Genomic DNA, 16530 nt, shown 5'->3' on the forward strand with positions numbered 1-16530 from the left:
GCATGGCGTTGACCAAGGCGGAGATGGCCGATCGTCTGTTCGACGAGGTCGGTCTGAACAAGCGCGAGGCGAAGGAATTCGTTGATGCATTCTTCGATGTCCTGCGCGACGCGCTTGAGCAGGGACGCCAGGTGAAGCTCTCCGGTTTCGGCAACTTCGACCTGCGGCGCAAGAACCAGCGCCCGGGCCGCAACCCCAAGACCGGCGAGGAAATTCCGATTTCGGCCCGTACGGTGGTCACCTTCCGTCCGGGACAGAAGCTCAAGGAGCGGGTGGAGGCATATGCTGGATCCGGGCAGTAACCGCGAACTTCCGCCGATTCCGGCCAAGCGCTACTTCACCATCGGTGAGGTCAGCGAGCTGTGCGACGTCAAGCCGCACGTGCTGCGTTACTGGGAGACCGAGTTTCCCAGCCTGGAACCGGCCAAGCGCCGTGGCAACCGTCGCTACTACCAGCGTCATGACGTGCTGATGGTGCGGCAGATCCGCGGCCTGCTGTACGAACAGGGCTACACCATCGGCGGTGCGCGCCTGCGCCTGGAAGGCGAGGGCGGCAAGCAGGAGTCGGCGCTGAGCAACCAGATCATCAAGCAGGTGCGGATGGAACTGGAAGAAGTGCTGCAACTGCTGCGTCGCTGAGTCACAGCGACGGCAAAAGCGGTTATACTTTCCGGCCCGCCGACCAGCGGGAATGCAATCAAGTTCGGGGCGTAGCGCAGCCTGGTAGCGCATCTGCCTGGGGGGCAGAGGGTCGTCGGTTCAAATCCGGCCGTCCCGACCAAATTTGCAGATATCCAAAGGCCTGTGCAGCGATGCATGGGCCTTTTGGTTTTCTGGCGTCTAGCGATCTGGCGAAAGCGTTCGAGAGGTGGGGCGCCTGCCGGGATGGCCCTCAGCCCACACTTCCCAAGGGCGAGCGGTTAATGTCGCCACTTCCGCCACGGCAAGGAATGTCCGGGAAGATGCGAAAAGCAACATGGGGTTTGTGTATCTGGGGTTGGATGCTGGCATCGACTCCGTTCGCGCAGGCCGCCGGGGATCTTGCCGGCACGGGCGACGCCGTAGCCGATACGGGCCCGATCAAGGACCTGGAGACGCTGGTGGTCACCGGCGTCCAGCCCGGTCCGGGGCTGTGGCGGGTGAGCCATGAAGGCAATGTGCTGTGGATCCTGGGCACGGTGTCGCCGTTGCCGGCGAAGATGGAGTGGGAGTCGGCCGAGGTGGAAGCCGTCATCGCCGATTCGCAGCAGGTGCTGCTCCCGCCCTCGGTGACGATGACAGCTGACATCGGGCTTTTCCGTTCGCTGGCTCTGGCGCCGTCTGCGCTGAAGGCGATGCGCAACGCCGATGGGGCTACGCTTGCGGACGTCCTGCCGCCGGCCCTGCATGCGCGCTGGCAGGTGCAGAAGCAGCGCTACCTCGATGGCGGGAAGTCGATCGAACGAAAGCGCCCGCTGTTTGCAGCGGCGGAACTGCAGGCGGCGGCGATCAAGTCCGCGGGGTTGGGCGGCAAGCCGGTGGTCATGCCCGTGGTGGAGCGTGCGGCCAAGGCGGCGGGGATCACGCCAACCAGCACCACGCTGAAACTGACGCTGGAAGATCCGAAGTCGGCCATCCGCGAATTCCGCGGTGGCGACATCGATGACACGCCCTGCCTGGAGAAGCCCCTTGCACTGGTGGAGCGTGACCTGCCAAAGCTCGTCGTGCGTGCCAACGCCTGGGCGGTCGGCGACAAGGACGCCTTGCGGCGGCTGCCATATGAAAGTGCAGCGGAAACCTGCATGGAGGTCGTCACGCACTCGGCGTTTGGCCGCAATCGCGGCTACGGCGACGTGCGGGAGCGGGGCCGGCACCACTGGCTGTCCATTGCCGAAACCGCACTGCGGAAGAACCGACAGACGTTTGCCTTGCTGCCTGTCGACGGGCTGCTGGCCGTTGACGGCTACCTGAGCTTGCTGCAGGAACGCGGCTACGAAATCGAGTCGCCGTAACCGCACCGGCATCGCGGGTTGGCGCTCAAGGCGCTGCCGCTATGAAAAGGCCCTGCATTGCAGGGCCTTCGTGCATCAGCTGGCGGCGGACAGTGCCGACGGCGTGGCGCCCAGTTTGGGCCAGCGCTTGAGGATGGCGGCGCGGATGCCGGCGGCATCGATGCCGGCTTCGGCCAGCAGGTCCTCGCGGCTGGCGTGGTGCTGGAATTCGTCCGGCAGACCCAGATGCAGCACTGGCAGGGTCACCGCCTCGGCATTGAGCAGTTCGGACACGCCCGAGCCGGCACCGCCGGCCACCACATTGTCCTCGACGGTGACGAAGCCCTCGTGTTGCTGGGCAAGCTTCAGCACCATCTCCCTATCAAGCGGCTTGATGAAGCGCATGTTGACCACGGTCAGGCCCAGCTCGCGGCCGACTTCCTCAGCCGCGGCGACGGTACTGCCGAAGGCCAGCACGGCAATGCGGCTGCCTGACTGGCGCAGCTGCGCCTTGCCGATTTCCAGCGTGGACAGGTCGGTGCCTGCGGCAACGCCAGTGCCCGAGCCGCGCGGATAGCGCACGGCGGCCGGGCCCTGGAAGCGCAGGCCGGTGGTAAGCATCTGCCGGCATTCGGCCTCGTCGGCCGGGGCCATGATCACCATGTTCGGCACGCAGCGCAGGTAGCTCAGGTCGAGGTTACCGGCATGGGTGGCGCCGTCCGGGCCAACCACGCCGGCGCGGTCGATCGCGAACAGCACGTCCAGGTTCTGGATCGCCACGTCGTGCACCAGCTGGTCGTAGGCGCGCTGCAGGAAGGTGGAGTAGATCGCCACCACCGGCTTGGCGCCACGCGTGGCCATGCCGGCGGCCAGCGTCACCGCGTGCTGCTCGGCAATGGCGACGTCGAAGTAGCGCTGCGGGTATTCCCTGCTGAAGCGCACCAGGCCCGAGCCCTCGCGCATCGCCGGGGTGATGCCCATCAGCTGCGGCTCGGCCGCGGCGGCATCGCACAGCCAGTCGCTGAAGACGTCGGTATAGGTCGGCTTCTTCGGGCCGGCCTTGGCCGGCAGGCCCTTGCTCGGGTCGAACGGGCCAACCGCGTGGTAGCCGATCTGGTCACCTTCGGCCGGCTCGTAGCCCTTGCCCTTGGTGGTCATGATGTGCAGCAGTTGCGGGCCCTTGGTGTCCTTCAGGCGCTTGAGCGTGGACAGCAGCAGCGGCAGGTCGTGGCCGTCGATCGGGCCGGTGTAGTGGAAGCCCATCTGCTCGAAGGCGGTGGACGGCACGAACATGCCCTTCCACTGTTCCTCCCAGCGCTTGACGAAGCGGGCAGGCGGACTGCTGCGCTTGTCGCCGAGGATCTTCTTCCCGCCCTCGCGCAGCGCGTTGAGCGTGCGGCTGGCGGTGGCCCGGCCGAGCATCTTGGTGAGCCCGCCCACGGCCTCGGAGATCGACATGTTGTTGTCGTTGAGGATGACCAGCACGTTTGGCTCGTCATCCATGCCGCCGGCGTGGGCCAGTGCCTCGAACGCCATGCCGGCGGTCATCGCGCCATCGCCGATCACCGCCACGACCTTGCGCGGATCGCCCTGCAGCTGCGCGGCGATGGCCATGCCCAGCGCGGCGGAGATCGACGTGGAGGAATGGCCGACGCCGAAGGTGTCGTACTCGCTTTCGTCGCGCTTGGGGAACGGCGCAACACCGTCCTTCTGCTTGACCGTGTGGATGGTGTCGCGGCGGCCGGTCAGGATCTTGTGCGGATAGGTCTGGTGGCCTACGTCCCACACCAGCTGGTCGACCGGCGTGTTGAACAGGTAGTGCAGGGCGACGGTTAGTTCGATCACGCCCAGGCCGGCGGCGAAGTGGCCGCCGCTGCGGCCGACCGATTCGATCAGGTACGCGCGCAGTTCCCCGGCGATGGCGACGAGTTCGGATTCATCGAATCCGCGCAGGTCATCCGGCGTCTGGATATGGGAAAGGCGGGGATAGCGGTCGGAATCGATCATTGGATTGGCGTTTCAGCTGAACCGGTATTTTCGCCCCCATCACCGGGGCGGGCAAGCAAAGTTGCGGTTTTTCAGGCGGTTATTGCAGCCGGGTGCGACAAAGTGACGCGCATCTGTGCGGCGAGGCAGGAATCGGCGGGAACGCCGCGGCGTTCAACGAGGGAAACAGCTTCGGCGCTGCACGATGACGCCTGCGTAAATGGCGCACCGGCCGGGTCATGTGCGAAGCAGTCAGAGCAGTCGCGGGCGCGGCTTGCGCGGTAGTTGCGCGCGCAGGAAGGCCATCTGGTCGGCCAGGATGTTGCGGTTGGACAGGATCAGATGCTCGATCCAGCTCGGCCGGTAGGGCACCGCCAGCAGCGGCATGCCGGCCTGCTGCGGGGTGCGGTTGGCCTTGCGTGAATTGCAGTGGAAGCATGCGCTGACCACGTTCTCCCAGGTATCGCGGCCACCCTTGGAAATCGGCATCACGTGGTCGCGGGTGAGCTGCGGGCGGTTGAAGTGCTGGCCGCAGTACAGGCACAGGTGCGCGTCCCGCGCGAACAGCGCGGTGTTGGTCAGGTTGGGCGTGGGATCGATCGCGCGCGAACGTGCATGGCCGCGCGCGGCGATGATCGGGTGCAGGTCCATGCCGCTGCGCAGCCCGGTGACGCGGCAGGTGCCGCCGCGCACGTGCAGGCAGGGATCACCCAGCGTCCAGGCCACGGCATCACGCGCATAAAGGCAGGCGGCGTCCTGCCAGGTGATCCAGTCAAGCACGCGCCCATGCGCATCGAGCGACAGCAGCCGCACCGTGCCAGGAGAGGGAAGGGGAGTAACGGAAGCCGATGCTTCGGCGGCCGGGGCCGTGGCGGCTCCGGTTTCGATCAGACCAAGCGTGGCTGTGTCTGTCTCCATCGGGAAAACAGCTTATACCCGAAGTCCTGCGTGTTGTGTATCCGCCCCGGCGCGCGGGCCGGGGCGGATAGGGGCCGGCAGGACCGGCCCGCGGGAGTTACTCGCCGAAGCGGGTGTTGTCCATGGCCATCAGCGACTCGGCGCCGGCGGCGATGCCGGCGGCATGGGCCAGGGTGCGCGGCAGGATGCGTGCGTAGTAGAAGCGCGCGGTCTCCAGCTTGGCCTGCTTGAACGACTCGGCCTGCGAGGAGGCCGCGGCCGCGGCGGCGCTGCGGGCCCACCAGTAGGCCAGCACCACGTAGCCCGAGTAGAACAGGTAGTCGTGGCTGGCAGCGCCCAGTTCTTCCGGGTTGGCGGCGGCGCGCTGCAGCACGTCCATGGTCAGCTTGCCCCATTCCTTGGCCTTGGCGCCCAGCACCGGCAGGAACTCGGCCACGGCCGGATTGGAGGTGTTCTCGCCGATGAACTGCTCGATCTCGGCCAGGAACAGCTTCAGGCCAGCGCCCTGGGACATGGCGGTCTTGCGGCCGATCAGGTCCAGCGCCTGAATGCCGGTGGTGCCTTCGTACAGGGTCAGGATGCGGGCGTCGCGCGCCAGCTGCTCCATGCCGTGCTCGCGGATGTAGCCGTGGCCACCGAAGCACTGCATGCCGTTGTAGGTGGCTTCGATGCTCCACTCGGTAAGGCAGGCCTTGGTGATCGGGGTGAGGAAGCTGACCAGGGTCTCGGCCTTGGCGCGGGCTTCGGCATCGGCTGCGTGCTGGGCAGCGTCGAGCTGGGTGTAGGCGTGCGCGGCCAGCAGGCGCGCACCTTCGGTCAGCGACTTGATGGTCAGCAGCATGCGGCGCACGTCCGGCTGCATGATGATCGGGTCGGCCGGCTTGTCCGGCAGTGCGGCACCCTTGGGCGAACGCGACTGCAGGCGCTCGCGCGCATAGGCCAACGCGCCCTGGTAGGCGCGCTCGGACTGCGACAGGCCCTGGATGCCCACGCCCAGGCGGGCGGAGTTCATCATCACGAACATCGCCTGCAGGCCCTTGTGCGGCTGGCCGACCAGGTAGCCCTGGGCGCCGTCGAAGTTCATCACGCAGGTCGAACTGCCGTGGATGCCCATCTTGTGCTCCAGTGCGCCGCAGGCCAGCGCGTTGCGCTCGCCCATGGTGCCATCCTGACCCACCTTGAACTTCGGGGTCACGAACAGCGAGATGCCCTTCGGGCCCGGAGGGGCGTCGGGCAGCTTGGCCAGCACCAGGTGGACGATGTTCTCGGCCAGGTCGTGCTCGCCGGCGGTGATGAAGATCTTGGTGCCGGTGATCGAGTAGGAGCCGTCGTCGTTGGCTTCGGCACGGGTCTTGATCAGGCCCAGGTCGGTGCCGGCGTGCGGCTCGGTCAGGCACATGGTGCCGGTCCAGCGGCCTTCCACCAGCGGCTTGAGGAAGACTTCCTTCTGCCAGTCCTGGCCGTAGTGCTTGAGGGCCTCGACCGCGCCGTGCGACAGCAGCGGGAACAGCGACCAGGCCAGGTTGCCGCCGGACAGCATCTCGCTGACCGCCATGCCGAGGGTTTCCGGCATGCCCTGGCCGCCGAATTCCGGCGCCGAGGTCAGGCCGGTCCAGCCGCCTTCGACAAACTGTTCGTAGGCCTGCCTGAAGCCCGGTGCGGTGGTCACCTCGTTGGTGGCCTTGTCCAGTACGCAGCCCACTTCATCGCCGACGCTGTTCAGCGGCGACAGCACGGTGCCGGAAAAGCGCGCGGCTTCCTCCAGCACGGCATCGACCACGTCGGCGGTGGCATCGGCAAAGCCGAGGCTGGCAAACAGCGACTCGACCTTCAGCACGTCGTGCAGGGCGAAGCGGAGGTCGGAGACGGGGGCTTTGTAGCTGCTCATCAGGATCAGTCTCGTTGATGGAGTAAGTGGCGATCGGTCGCCGGGAATGGGTTGGAGGCTCAGCGCAGCACGCCGGGCAGGCCCGCGGCCGGGCTCAGGCTGCTGCGGGCCTTGATGTCGAAGTTGCGCTGGCTGCGGTCCCGCGGCGTGGCGCTGACGCTGCCTTCCAGTTCGTAGGGCAGGGAGCGGCGCCCGGCCAGGGTGTCGGCCACCAGCAGGCGACTGGCAGAGGAGGGCTTGAGTGCGATGGAGACCACGTCGGCCGATTCGGGGCCGATTTCCAGCGAGGGCGAGGACTGCAGCGTGCCGGCCTCGGCGTCGCCGACGGTGAACTTGAGCGACACCGTGTCAAAGCGCATCGGCATCGAGCTGAAGTTGCTCAGACGCAGCTGCACGTCCCAGTTGCCGTCTGCGCCCACGGAAAGCTGCTGGATGCTGGCCGCCGGTTCGGATACGCGCTTGACCGTGCCGCCACCACAGGCAGCCATGGCCAGCAGGCCCAATGCCATCACGACAAACTTGATGCGCGGCAGTTTCATCCTGGTCTCCCGGTGGCGGTGGAAGATGGAGGATACTACGGCGTATGGACGCATGTCAGACGCGCGCGGGCGCCACGCTCTGTCACGCACACATGGGCACGCTTGCGCTGGTGGTCGTGCATGACGACATGATTGTCGGAGGACTCACGCAGGCGCACACACGGGGATGCGGCTTCGTTGCGGTCGGCGGGAACAGTGCTGCCCGGATTTCGGGCATAAAAAAACCTGCGTTTCCGCAGGTTCTTCTTTCGAAGTGGTGGCCGGGGAGGGAATCGAACCCCCGACACGGGGATTTTCAATCCCCTGCTCTACCAACTGAGCTACCCGGCCACTTCATCGCGACGTTGTCGTCGGCGAGGACGCGCATCATACGGGGCTGTTCGTAATCCGGCAAGAGAAAATTGCATTCAATTTTCAAACTGGCCGAACAATACCCGCTGCGGTGTGCATCCACTGCACTTCGCCGGAAAGAGCACCGGCTCCGCAAAAAAACGCGTCATGTCTTCCGACATGACGCGCTTGGAAATTTGGTGGAGCGGAGGAGGATCGAACTCCCGACCTTCGCATTGCGAACGCGACGCTCTCCCAGCTGAGCTACCGCCCCACACGGTCCGGCAATTCTAGCCCGCCGCGGCCGGTTCCGCCAAGAGGGGCGCCAGCCGCTGCTCGAGCTCGGCGCGACGCCACTGGCCCAGCAGGGCCGGCCACTGGCCGCTTTCCAGCCAGGTCTCCAGGTGCCGGCGCGAAGCGAGTACGCCATCGGGCAGGCCCAGTTCGGCCGCACGCGCGGCAACCGCGTCCTGCAGGCGCTTGATGGTGTTCTTGCTGGCATCGGTGGGCTGGCTGGCCAGTGGTGCCTGCGCCTCGTCTTCCAGCGGCGTGGTCAAGGCCTGGAACAGCGGCTGCGCAAGCCGGCGCGGCGCCTTGGGGAAGCGATCCATCAGCCGCAGCAGCGCATCGGTATCGGCCGGCGGGTTGCGCGCCAGCGTGGTGGCCAGCTCGTTGTCCAGGATCCAGCTGCGCGGGCGATCACTCTGCCGGGCCTGCAGGTCACGCCAGCGCAGCAGGCGCAGCAGCCGGCGCTGGGATTGGGCATCGAGGAACTGCGCCGCGCGCATGGAGACGTGCGGCCAGCGGTCCTCGTCGTCGTCGACGCTGGCCAGCAGGCGCTCGCTGTCCTCCTGCAGCCAGGCGGTGCGCCCCTTCTGCTCCAGCTGGCTGCGGATTTCATCGTGCAGCGCGAACAGGTGGACCACATCATCGGCGGCGTACTCGAGCTGGGTCGGCGAGAGCGGGCGCCGCATCCAGTCCGAGCGGGTTTCGCCCTTGGGCAGGGTGACGCCGGTGATCGCGGCCACCAGCTTCTGGTAGCCCATGCCGCTGCCGATGCCGGCCAGTGCCGCACCGATCTGGGTATCGAACAGCGGTCGCGGCAGCACGCCGCAGGTGTGCTTGAACGCCACCAGGTCCTCGCTGGCGCTGTGCATCACCTTGGTGATCGAGGTGTCCGTCAGCCACGGCTTGAGGGCCTCGGCCATGCCGGGAATGAGCGGGTCGATCAGTAGGATCTCCTCGCCGATAGCCATCTGCACCAGCGCCAGTTGTGGCCAGAAGGTGCGCTCGCGGATGAATTCGGTGTCCAGTCCGATGCGGTCGGGATGTTGCTGGTAACGCTGTTCGAGTTCCGCCGGATGAGTGATCCAGTAAGCCACGTGTTTTCCGTCAACTGCAGGGTTTGCCCAGGCAGGTGAGAATAGCCTAACGTCGGCGCGGCCCCGGGCACGGCGGCTACCCGTGATGGAGGAAACTTGCGCAATTCCGGCACCCTGATGCTGTTGGCAACGCTGGTGATCTCGGCCCTGGTGGGCTGCTCGCGTTCGCCGCAGCAGGACGGTCCCGCGGCTGCGGGGCTGGAGCCGGAGCGCGAGGCGCTGGAGATCCCGGCCCCGGAAAAGGTACGGGTCGATGTTCCCGACGCGCCGGTGGCGGCAGCCACGTGGCGGCCGCCGGAGGTGGAACTCGGCGAGGCGCAGCTGGAACAGGCACGGCGCAACGCGGCACGCGCGCTGGCTGCCGGGCAGCTGTACCAGCACGCCGACGATGCGATCCCGCTGTACCTGGCGATCCTGCAGCTGCAGCCGCAGGATCGCGTGGCCACGGCTGGACTGGCCCGGGCACGGCAGCAGTTGCAGCGCGATGTCGACGCCCTGGTGGCGCAGCGTGAGCACCAGCGCGATGCGCTGGCCGGGGCTGCGGAACGGGTGGCGGTACTGCGCGCGCTGGCGCCGGACGACCCAACGGTGCAGGAACTGCACGAGCGCGTGGAACTCGCACGCCGCATCCAGGCCCTCAATCGCGCCGGCGAAGCGGAGCTGCGTGCCGGACGGCCCGGCGATGACAGCGGAGGCGCACTGGCCCGGTTCCGTGCCGCGCTGGTGCTGGATCCGGAGGACAGTCGCGCACTGCAGGGTGTGGCCGCGGTGGAGAGCGCGATGATTGCCCGCGCTGAACTGGCGGCCGCGGCCGCTGATTTCCAGCAGGCCGCGCAGTGGCTGGCACGCGCGGAAGGACTGCGCAGCGATGCCGAGACCGTAGCCGATGCGCGGGTGCGAATCGAGTTGATGCGCGCGGCGCGGCTGACTGCACTGCGCGATGCGGCGCTGCGCCAACTCACCAGCGCCCAGGGGCTGCGCCCGGCGCGCGCCATCCTGGCCGAAGCCGAGCGCATCGCCTTGCCGGATGAGCCGGTCGTGGCGCTGCTGCGCGAGCGCATCGAACTGGCGACCCGATACGGCAGCTTCCGTCCCGGCCAGGTGTTCACCGACGCCCTGCAGGATGGCGGGCGCGGGCCGCAGATGATCGTCATCCCGCACGGCAGTTTCGAAATGGGGGCCAGCGATGACGAGCCGGGTTCCGTGGCGGCGGAGCGGCCACGACACACGGTCCGGTTCGAGCGTGGTTTTGCCATGTCCATCACCGAGGTGACCGTGGCCGAATTCGGGCGGTTCGTGGCCTCGGCCGGTGCGCGCCCGCGTGCGACGCGGCGTGGCCATTCCACCGTGTATGACGAGCGCAGCGGCAACTTCGCCCGCCGCAGTGGGGTGGACTGGCGCTCCGGCTACAACGGTGCGCGCGCGGCACCCAATGATCCGGTGATGCACGTGAGCGTGCGCGATGCCGAGGCCTATGCGGCGTGGCTGTCCGAACAGACCGGCCGCCATTACCGGCTGCCGAGCGAGGCCGAGTTCGAGTACGCGCTGCGTGCGGGTCGTAACGGGCGTTTCCCGTGGGGTGATGACGGCGTGCCGCCGGAAGGCGTGGGCAACTTCACCGGCGGCGAGGATGTGTCGCCAAGGGGACGCCGCTGGAACAACGCCTTCATTGGTTACGGCGACGGTTACTGGGGGCCGGCACCGGTGGCCAGCTTCCGGCCCAATCCGTGGGGCCTGCACGACATGGGCGGCAACCTCAGCGAGTGGGTGGCCGATTGCTGGCACTCCAGCTATCGCCGCGCCCCGTCCGATGGCGTGGCCTGGTTCAACCCGGGGTGCCGCCAGCGGCTGGTACGTGGCGGCAACTGGGCCAATGCCCCCGAACAGGTGCGTGCGGCATGGCGGCTGCAGCAGGATTCGGACGTGACCAGTGCCCGAATCGGCTTCCGCCTGGTGCGCGGCATCTGACCGCCAATCGTGACGCCGGCATCGCGTCCGCAGGCGCTAGCATGGCGTCGGTGGCCACGACCCGGGCGGGTCGGCCCATTCCGGGAAACCTCAGATGCGAAATGATCCTTTCGGTGGTCGGCAGCCGGCGCAGCGTGGCCGGCGGCCGGGTCTGTTCGGCAACGTGCGCTGGCTGGTGCTGCTCGCCTTTGCCGGCTATGCGGCGTTCTACTGGTTCTCCAACCGCTCGGTGGATCCGTACACCGGCGAGAAGGTGCTGATCGATGCCTCGCTCGATGCCGAGCAGGAAAAGGCGCTGGGCCTGCAGGCCTACGAGCAGATCCTGTCGCAGGAGCGGCCGGTGGATCCCAATTCCCAGATCGCGCGCCAGGTGCGCGAGATCGCCCGCCAGCTGATCGCCAAGGTCGACGTGGTGGAAGCCGCGCTGGCCGAGGAGCACGGACAGGAGCCGACGCACTTCTCGCGCGATTTCGAGTGGGACGTCAACGTCATCGAGTCCGACCAGGCCAATGCGTTCTGCCTGCCGGGCGGCAAGATGGCCGTCTACACCGGCCTGATTCCAGTCGCGCAGAACGCCGACGCGGTGGCCGTGGTGATGGGCCACGAGATCGCCCACGCATTGCTGCGCCACGGCGCCCAGCGCATGGCCCAGCAGAAGCTGACCCAGATCGGGCAGATGGCCGGCGCCGCCAGCGGCATGGACCCGCAGCAGCAACAGATGGTGATGGCGGCCATGGGCTACGGCTACCTGCTTCCGTATGCGCGCGCCCACGAAACCCAGGCCGACGAGGTCGGGCTGATGCTGGCCGCGGCCGCCTGCTTCAATCCGCAGGAAGCGGTGCCGCTATGGGAGCGCATGGGTGCGGCCAGTGGGGGCGAGGCGCCGGCGGAGTTCACCTCCACCCATCCCAATCCCGGTACCCGCATCCAGAACCTGCAGGCGTTGATGCCCAAGGCGATGGAATACCGGCAGCGCTTCTGCGAGACCGCGAACCGCTGATCTCCACGGCCGGGCTTGTCCCGGCCGTTTTGCCTCATTCCTTTTCCGGCAACCTGCCTTCGGCGCGCAACTGCAGCGCGCCGTCAGCCACGCGTGCGTGCAGGACGTCGCCGGGCTGCACCTGGGCCGTGGAGCGCACCAGCGCGCCATCCCCTGCGTGGGTGAGGATGGAATAGCCACGGGCCACCGTGGCCAGCGGGCTTACTGCTTCCAGTGAACGGGCCAGGCCACGCAGGCGCAGGGCGTCGCGTTGCAACTGGCGCGCCATCGCCGCCTGCGGCCGGTTGCCAAATGCCAGCAGGCGATCGCGCAGCATGCCGAGCCGACGCTGCGGATGGGCGGCGCGCAGCACCGCACTGGCATGGCGCAGGCGGGCCAGACGACGCTCCTGGCATTGCAGCCACAGCGCGTGCAGTCGGCGCGCGGCCACCTGCTGGCGTTGCCGCAGCATCGCCAGCCGCGCCTGCGGGCTGACGGCCTGCAGGCGCAGCGCGGCACGGTCCGCGCGCTGCATGGCCTGGCCAAGCATATGGCGCTGCATCTGCAGCAGGCGCGCGTGTTGGCGACGCAGGTGCATGTCGAGGTCACGCTGGTCGGGCACCAGCAGTTCGGCCGCGACCGAAGGCGTGGGCGCACGCACGTCAGCGGCGAAGTCGGACAGGGTGAAGTCGGTTTCGTGGCCCACCGCCGAGACCACCGGCGTGTTGCTGGCAGCGATGCTGCGGGCGAGCTGTTCGTCATTGAACGCCCACAGGTCTTCCAGGGAGCCGCCGCCGCGGGCCAGCAGGATCACGTCGTAACGGCCACTGGCATCGGCGCGGCGCAGCACCGAGGTGATCTGCGCCGCGGCGGTCTCGCCCTGCACCAGGCTGGGCAACAGCTCCACCTCGACCATCGGGAAACGACGCGCCAGCACGCTGAGCACGTCGCGCACGGCGGCACCGGTGGGCGAGGTGATCACCGCCAGACGGCGCACATGCGCAGGCAGTGGCCGCTTGCGTTGTGCATCGAACAGGCCTTCGGCCTCCAGGCGTGCCTTGAGCTCCTCGAACGCGCGCCGCAGCGCGCCTTCGCCGGCTTCCTCCATGTGGTCGAGCACCAGCTGGTAGTCGCCGCGGGCTTCGTACAGCGTCAGGCGTCCACGCGCGAGCACGCGCAGGCCTTCGCGCGGCGCGAACTTCAGCCACTGGCTCTTGGGCTTGAACATCGCGCACTTCACCTGTGCGCGGGCGTCCTTCAGGGTGAAGTACAGGTGCCCGGACCCGGGACGGGTGACGCTGCCCAGCTCACCCTCGACCCACACCAGCGGGAACGCGCTTTCCAGCAGGTCGCGCGCCAGCGTGTTGAGCTGGCTGGGGGAAAGGATCCGGGAACTACGGTCATTCATCGATGCGTGGCGGTAAAGCGTGGCCGGCCATGGTCGCATGGACGGCGGTGGAGTCGGGTCCACCGGTGCGTGCGTGACGTGCAAGTGCCCACTGCACATGCTCGCGGATGAGTTGCGAAGGGTGGTGCTCCCGACTGCGCAACGCCTGCAGCACGGCATCACTGGTGGGTGCGTTGCCAAGCGCCACGGCAATGTTGCGCAGCCAGCGTTCGTGGCCGCTGCGGCGAATCGCGCTGCCCTCGGTGCGACGCAGGAATTCGTCCTCGTCCCAAGCGAAAAGCTGCGGCAGGGTGGCGCTGTCCAGTTCGTTGCGGGCGCGGAAATCCGGCTCGTCTGTGCGGCGGGCGAACTTGTTCCACGGGCACACCAGCTGGCAGTCGTCGCAGCCGTAGATGCGGTTGCCCATCAGTGGGCGCATTTCCTCTGGAATCGGCCCTTCATGCTCGATGGTCAGGTAGGAAATGCAGCGCCGCGCGTCCAGCCGGTTCGGCGCGGTGATCGCCGCAGTCGGGCAGATGTCGATGCAGCGCGTGCAGGTGCCGCAGTGCGCGGTGGCCGGCGGGTCGACCGGCAGCGGCAGGTCGACGTAGATCTCGCCGAGGAAGAACCAGGAGCCGCCATTCCGGTCGATCAGGCAGGTGTGCTTGCCGATCCAGCCCAGTCCCGCGTTGCGGGCCAGCGCCCGTTCCAGCACCGGCGCCGAATCCACGAAGACCCGGTAGCCGAACGGGCCGATCTCGCCGGCAATTCGCTCGGCCAGCTTCTGCAGCCGGTTGCGCATCAGCTTGTGGTAGTCGCGGCCCAGTGCATAGCGCGCCACGTAGGCGCGCTCGCCCTCTTGCAGCGTGGCCCAGGCCGCTTGGTCGTCCTTGTGCCCGTAATCCAGTCCGACCGAGATCACCCGGACCGTGCCGGGCACCAGTTCGGCCGGGCGCGAGCGCATCGTGCCGTGCCGGGCCATCCATTCCATCGTCCCGTACAGCCCCTGGGCCAGCCAGTCGGCCAGATGGGCCTCGTCCTCGCCCAGCTCGATGCCGGCGATGCCGCAACGCTGGAAACCGGCCTCGCGGGCCAGCTCCCGGATCCGCAGCGCAAGCTGCGCCGGGTCGGCGGGGGCGGGGAGGGGAACGAAAGCCATGGGCGCAAGTATAGAATCGCGCCATGCCAGACCCTGCCGACCTCTTCGATATCGCGTCGGCGCGCCACATCGACGCGCAGGCAAGTGCCCTGCTGGGCGACGGCTTCGGCCTGATGCTGCAGGCTGGCAAGGCGGCGTGGCAGTGCCTGCTCCAACGCTGGCCGGAAGCCCAGCGCCTGGTGGTGGTGTGCGGCCCGGGCAACAACGGTGGCGACGGTTACGTGCTCGCACGCCTGGCCCGCCAATCCGGACGCAAGGTCTGCGTGGTCCACCTGCCGCACGGCGGCCCGCGCACGCCGCTGGCCCAGCGCGCCTGCACCGAGTACCTGGCCCAGGGCGGGCAGGTTGAAATATTCCGCGACACGCTGCCCCCGGGCGACGTGGTGGTCGATGCGTTGTTCGGCATTGGCCTTGCGCGTGCGCCGGAGCAGGAAGATGCCGCCCTGATTGGTGCGATCAACCGCCATGGCGCTCCTGTGTTCGCGCTGGACGTGCCCAGCGGCGTGGATGCCGACCTGGGTCGTGTTCCCGGTGCCGCGGTCCGCGCCGAGGTCGTGCTGCAGTTCATCGTCGCCCATCGTGGCCTGTACACCGGCGACGCACTCGAGTTCGCCGGTGAGCGCCTGCTGGCGCCGCTGGAACTGCCTGATGGCGCACTTGCCGGCGTCGAGCCCAGCGCCCGTATCTGGGACGAGGGCCACCTGCTGGTCGAGCTGCCGCCGCGGCGGCTGAACACCCACAAGGGTGAATCCGGGCGCGTGCTGTGCATCGGTGGCAATGCCGGCAGCGGCGGCGCGGTGATGCTGTGCGCCGAGTCGGCCCTGCGCAGTGGCGCCGGCCTGCTCAGCGTGGCCACGCGGATGCAGCATGTAGCGCCGCTGCTGGCGCGCTGTCCCGAGGTGATGGCGCTGCCGGTGGATGATGGCGCGCAGGTGCAGCCGCTGCTCGAACGCGCCGGCGTGGTCGCCGTCGGCCCTGGCCTGGGGCGCGATGACTGGGCGCAGGAGCTGTGGCGACTGGCGCTGGCCAGTGGCCGTCCGCTGGTGGTCGATGCCGATGCGCTGAACCTGCTGGCCGCCGCGCCGCGTCCGCTGCCCGGCACGGTGCTGACCCCGCATCCGGGTGAAGCGGCGCGCCTGCTGGGCACGGATACCGCCACGATCCAGCACGATCGCTACGCCGCCGCGCAGGCGCTGGCCGAACGCTTCCACGCCACGGTCGTGCTCAAGGGCGCCGGCAGCCTGGTCGCTTCGCCCGGTGAACTGCCGCGGGTCGTAACTGCCGGCAATCCCGGCATGGCCGTGGGCGGCATGGGCGACCTGTTGACCGGCGTCATTGCCGCCTTGCGCGCCCAGGGCCTGTCACCATTCTCCGCTGCCAGTACCGGTGCGCTGGTGCATGCACTGGCTGGCGATGCCGCTTCGGCCGAAGGCCAGCGCGGCCTGCTTCCTTCCGACCTGCTGCCGCACCTGCGGCGGCTGTGCAACCCGTGATCCTCCAATGACCGAATTCCATCTGGCTGACAGCAACGCCACCGACCAGCTCGGCCGCATGCTTGCCGCCACCCGTCCGTCCCAGGCCGTCGTGCAACTGCACGGCGACCTCGGTGCCGGCAAGTCCACCCTGGCCCGGGCGCTGTTGCGCGCGCTGGGCGTGCAGGGCGCGATCCGCAGTCCCACCTACACGCTGGTCGAGCGCTATCCGCTTCCAAAAGGCGGCGAGGCCTGGCACATGGACCTGTACCGCATCGGTGATGCGGGCGAACTGGATTTCCTCGGGCTTGACGATGCGCAGGCCACGCTGTGGCTGGTGGAATGGCCCGAACGCGGGGCCGGTGCCTTGCCGCCGGCGGACCTGGACATCCATCTGTCGATTGAGGGGCAGGGCCGTCGGGCGCGTCTGCAGGCGGCCAGTGCGGTGGGCGAGGCGTGGGTCTCGCAGCTGGGTGACGGGGCGAACTTGCAAGGGGTTCCTGTCGCTGGATGACAGGAGTCAACGGCAGGTGACGGAATATTAAGGAAAAA

The 16530-nt window shown here is 68.1% G+C and carries 14 protein-coding genes and 3 tRNA genes; 8 read left to right on the forward strand and 9 right to left on the reverse strand.

The annotated features are described in order from the left end of the window. Window positions 1-2 precede the first annotated feature (2 nt). From LG380_RS02390 to LG380_RS02405, 4 genes are all read left to right on the forward strand, one after another. Window positions 3-302: an integration host factor subunit alpha gene (locus LG380_RS02390; protein ID WP_054657702.1), complete on the forward strand. Its 300-nt coding sequence runs from the start codon at window positions 3-5 to the stop codon at window positions 300-302. After that, a complete protein-coding gene (locus LG380_RS02395; RefSeq protein ID WP_225763438.1) occupies window positions 283-639 on the forward strand; it encodes a MerR family transcriptional regulator in 357 nt (118 codons plus the stop codon). The genes LG380_RS02390 and LG380_RS02395 overlap by 20 nt, the downstream gene beginning before the upstream one ends. 65 nt (window positions 640-704) lie before the next feature. Then, a tRNA-Pro gene (locus LG380_RS02400) sits at window positions 705-781 on the forward strand. Between the two features lie 220 nt (window positions 782-1001). Next, the gene (locus LG380_RS02405) at window positions 1002-1991 is read left to right on the forward strand and encodes a TraB/GumN family protein (protein ID WP_225763439.1); all 990 of its coding nucleotides are present in this window, start codon (window positions 1002-1004) and stop codon (window positions 1989-1991) included. Between the two features lie 75 nt (window positions 1992-2066). On the opposite strand, the gene dxs is transcribed toward LG380_RS02405, so the two are convergent. From dxs to rnd, 7 genes are all read right to left on the reverse strand, one after another. Continuing rightward, complete coding sequence (gene dxs, locus LG380_RS02410) at window positions 2067-3977, reverse strand: 1-deoxy-D-xylulose-5-phosphate synthase (protein ID WP_225763440.1); 1911 nt, start codon at window positions 3975-3977, stop codon at window positions 2067-2069. A 231-nt stretch (window positions 3978-4208) separates the two neighbouring features. Beyond that, window positions 4209-4874 carry an HNH endonuclease gene (locus LG380_RS02415; RefSeq protein ID WP_225763441.1) on the reverse strand — a complete coding sequence of 222 codons (666 nt, stop codon included), beginning with the start codon at window positions 4872-4874 and terminating at the stop codon, window positions 4209-4211. A 97-nt stretch (window positions 4875-4971) separates the two neighbouring features. Beyond that, window positions 4972-6762, reverse strand: coding sequence for an acyl-CoA dehydrogenase C-terminal domain-containing protein (locus LG380_RS02420; protein WP_225763442.1), 1791 nt, complete (start codon window positions 6760-6762; stop codon window positions 4972-4974). 59 nt (window positions 6763-6821) lie between these two features. Beyond that, window positions 6822-7301, reverse strand: coding sequence for an LEA type 2 family protein (locus tag LG380_RS02425; RefSeq protein ID WP_225763443.1), 480 nt, complete (start codon window positions 7299-7301; stop codon window positions 6822-6824). A gap of 254 nt (window positions 7302-7555) precedes the next feature. Then, window positions 7556-7631: transfer RNA gene (locus tag LG380_RS02430), tRNA-Phe, on the reverse strand. A 198-nt stretch (window positions 7632-7829) separates the two neighbouring features. After that, a tRNA-Ala gene (locus LG380_RS02435) sits at window positions 7830-7905 on the reverse strand. 16 nt (window positions 7906-7921) lie between these two features. Continuing rightward, window positions 7922-9013, reverse strand: a complete 1092-nt coding sequence (gene rnd / locus LG380_RS02440) for a ribonuclease D (protein WP_225763444.1) — start codon at window positions 9011-9013, stop codon at window positions 7922-7924. Between the two features lie 117 nt (window positions 9014-9130). On the opposite strand from rnd, the gene LG380_RS02445 reads away from it, so the two are divergent. Continuing rightward, on the forward strand, window positions 9131-10981 hold the full coding sequence (locus LG380_RS02445; RefSeq protein ID WP_225766419.1) for a formylglycine-generating enzyme family protein: 1851 nt from the start codon (window positions 9131-9133) through the stop codon (window positions 10979-10981). Between the two features lie 94 nt (window positions 10982-11075). Continuing rightward, window positions 11076-11981 carry a M48 family metallopeptidase gene (locus LG380_RS02450; RefSeq protein ID WP_225763445.1) on the forward strand — a complete coding sequence of 302 codons (906 nt, stop codon included), beginning with the start codon at window positions 11076-11078 and terminating at the stop codon, window positions 11979-11981. Between the two features lie 34 nt (window positions 11982-12015). On the opposite strand, the gene xseA is transcribed toward LG380_RS02450, so the two are convergent. Both xseA and queG read right to left on the reverse strand, forming a co-directional pair. Next, entirely contained in the window at window positions 12016-13368 is a 1353-nt protein-coding gene (gene xseA, locus LG380_RS02455) for an exodeoxyribonuclease VII large subunit (protein ID WP_225763446.1), read from the reverse strand. Continuing rightward, window positions 13361-14506 (reverse strand): tRNA epoxyqueuosine(34) reductase QueG, encoded by a 1146-nt coding sequence (gene queG, locus LG380_RS02460; protein WP_225763447.1) that lies wholly within the window; start codon window positions 14504-14506, stop codon window positions 13361-13363. Before queG ends, xseA begins: the two co-directional genes overlap by 8 nt. A 23-nt stretch (window positions 14507-14529) precedes the next feature. Here queG and LG380_RS02465 point away from each other — a divergent pair, with 23 nt between their 5' ends. Further along, the gene (locus tag LG380_RS02465; RefSeq protein ID WP_225763448.1) at window positions 14530-15999 is read left to right on the forward strand and encodes an NAD(P)H-hydrate dehydratase; all 1470 of its coding nucleotides are present in this window, start codon (window positions 14530-14532) and stop codon (window positions 15997-15999) included. A gap of 7 nt (window positions 16000-16006) precedes the next feature. After that, complete coding sequence (gene tsaE, locus LG380_RS02470) at window positions 16007-16492, forward strand: tRNA (adenosine(37)-N6)-threonylcarbamoyltransferase complex ATPase subunit type 1 TsaE (RefSeq protein WP_225763449.1); 486 nt, start codon at window positions 16007-16009, stop codon at window positions 16490-16492. The last annotated feature ends 38 nt before the right edge of the window (window positions 16493-16530 follow it).

This window comes from Stenotrophomonas sp. Marseille-Q4652, assembly GCF_916618915.1.
Lineage (GTDB): Bacteria > Pseudomonadota > Gammaproteobacteria > Xanthomonadales > Xanthomonadaceae > Stenotrophomonas.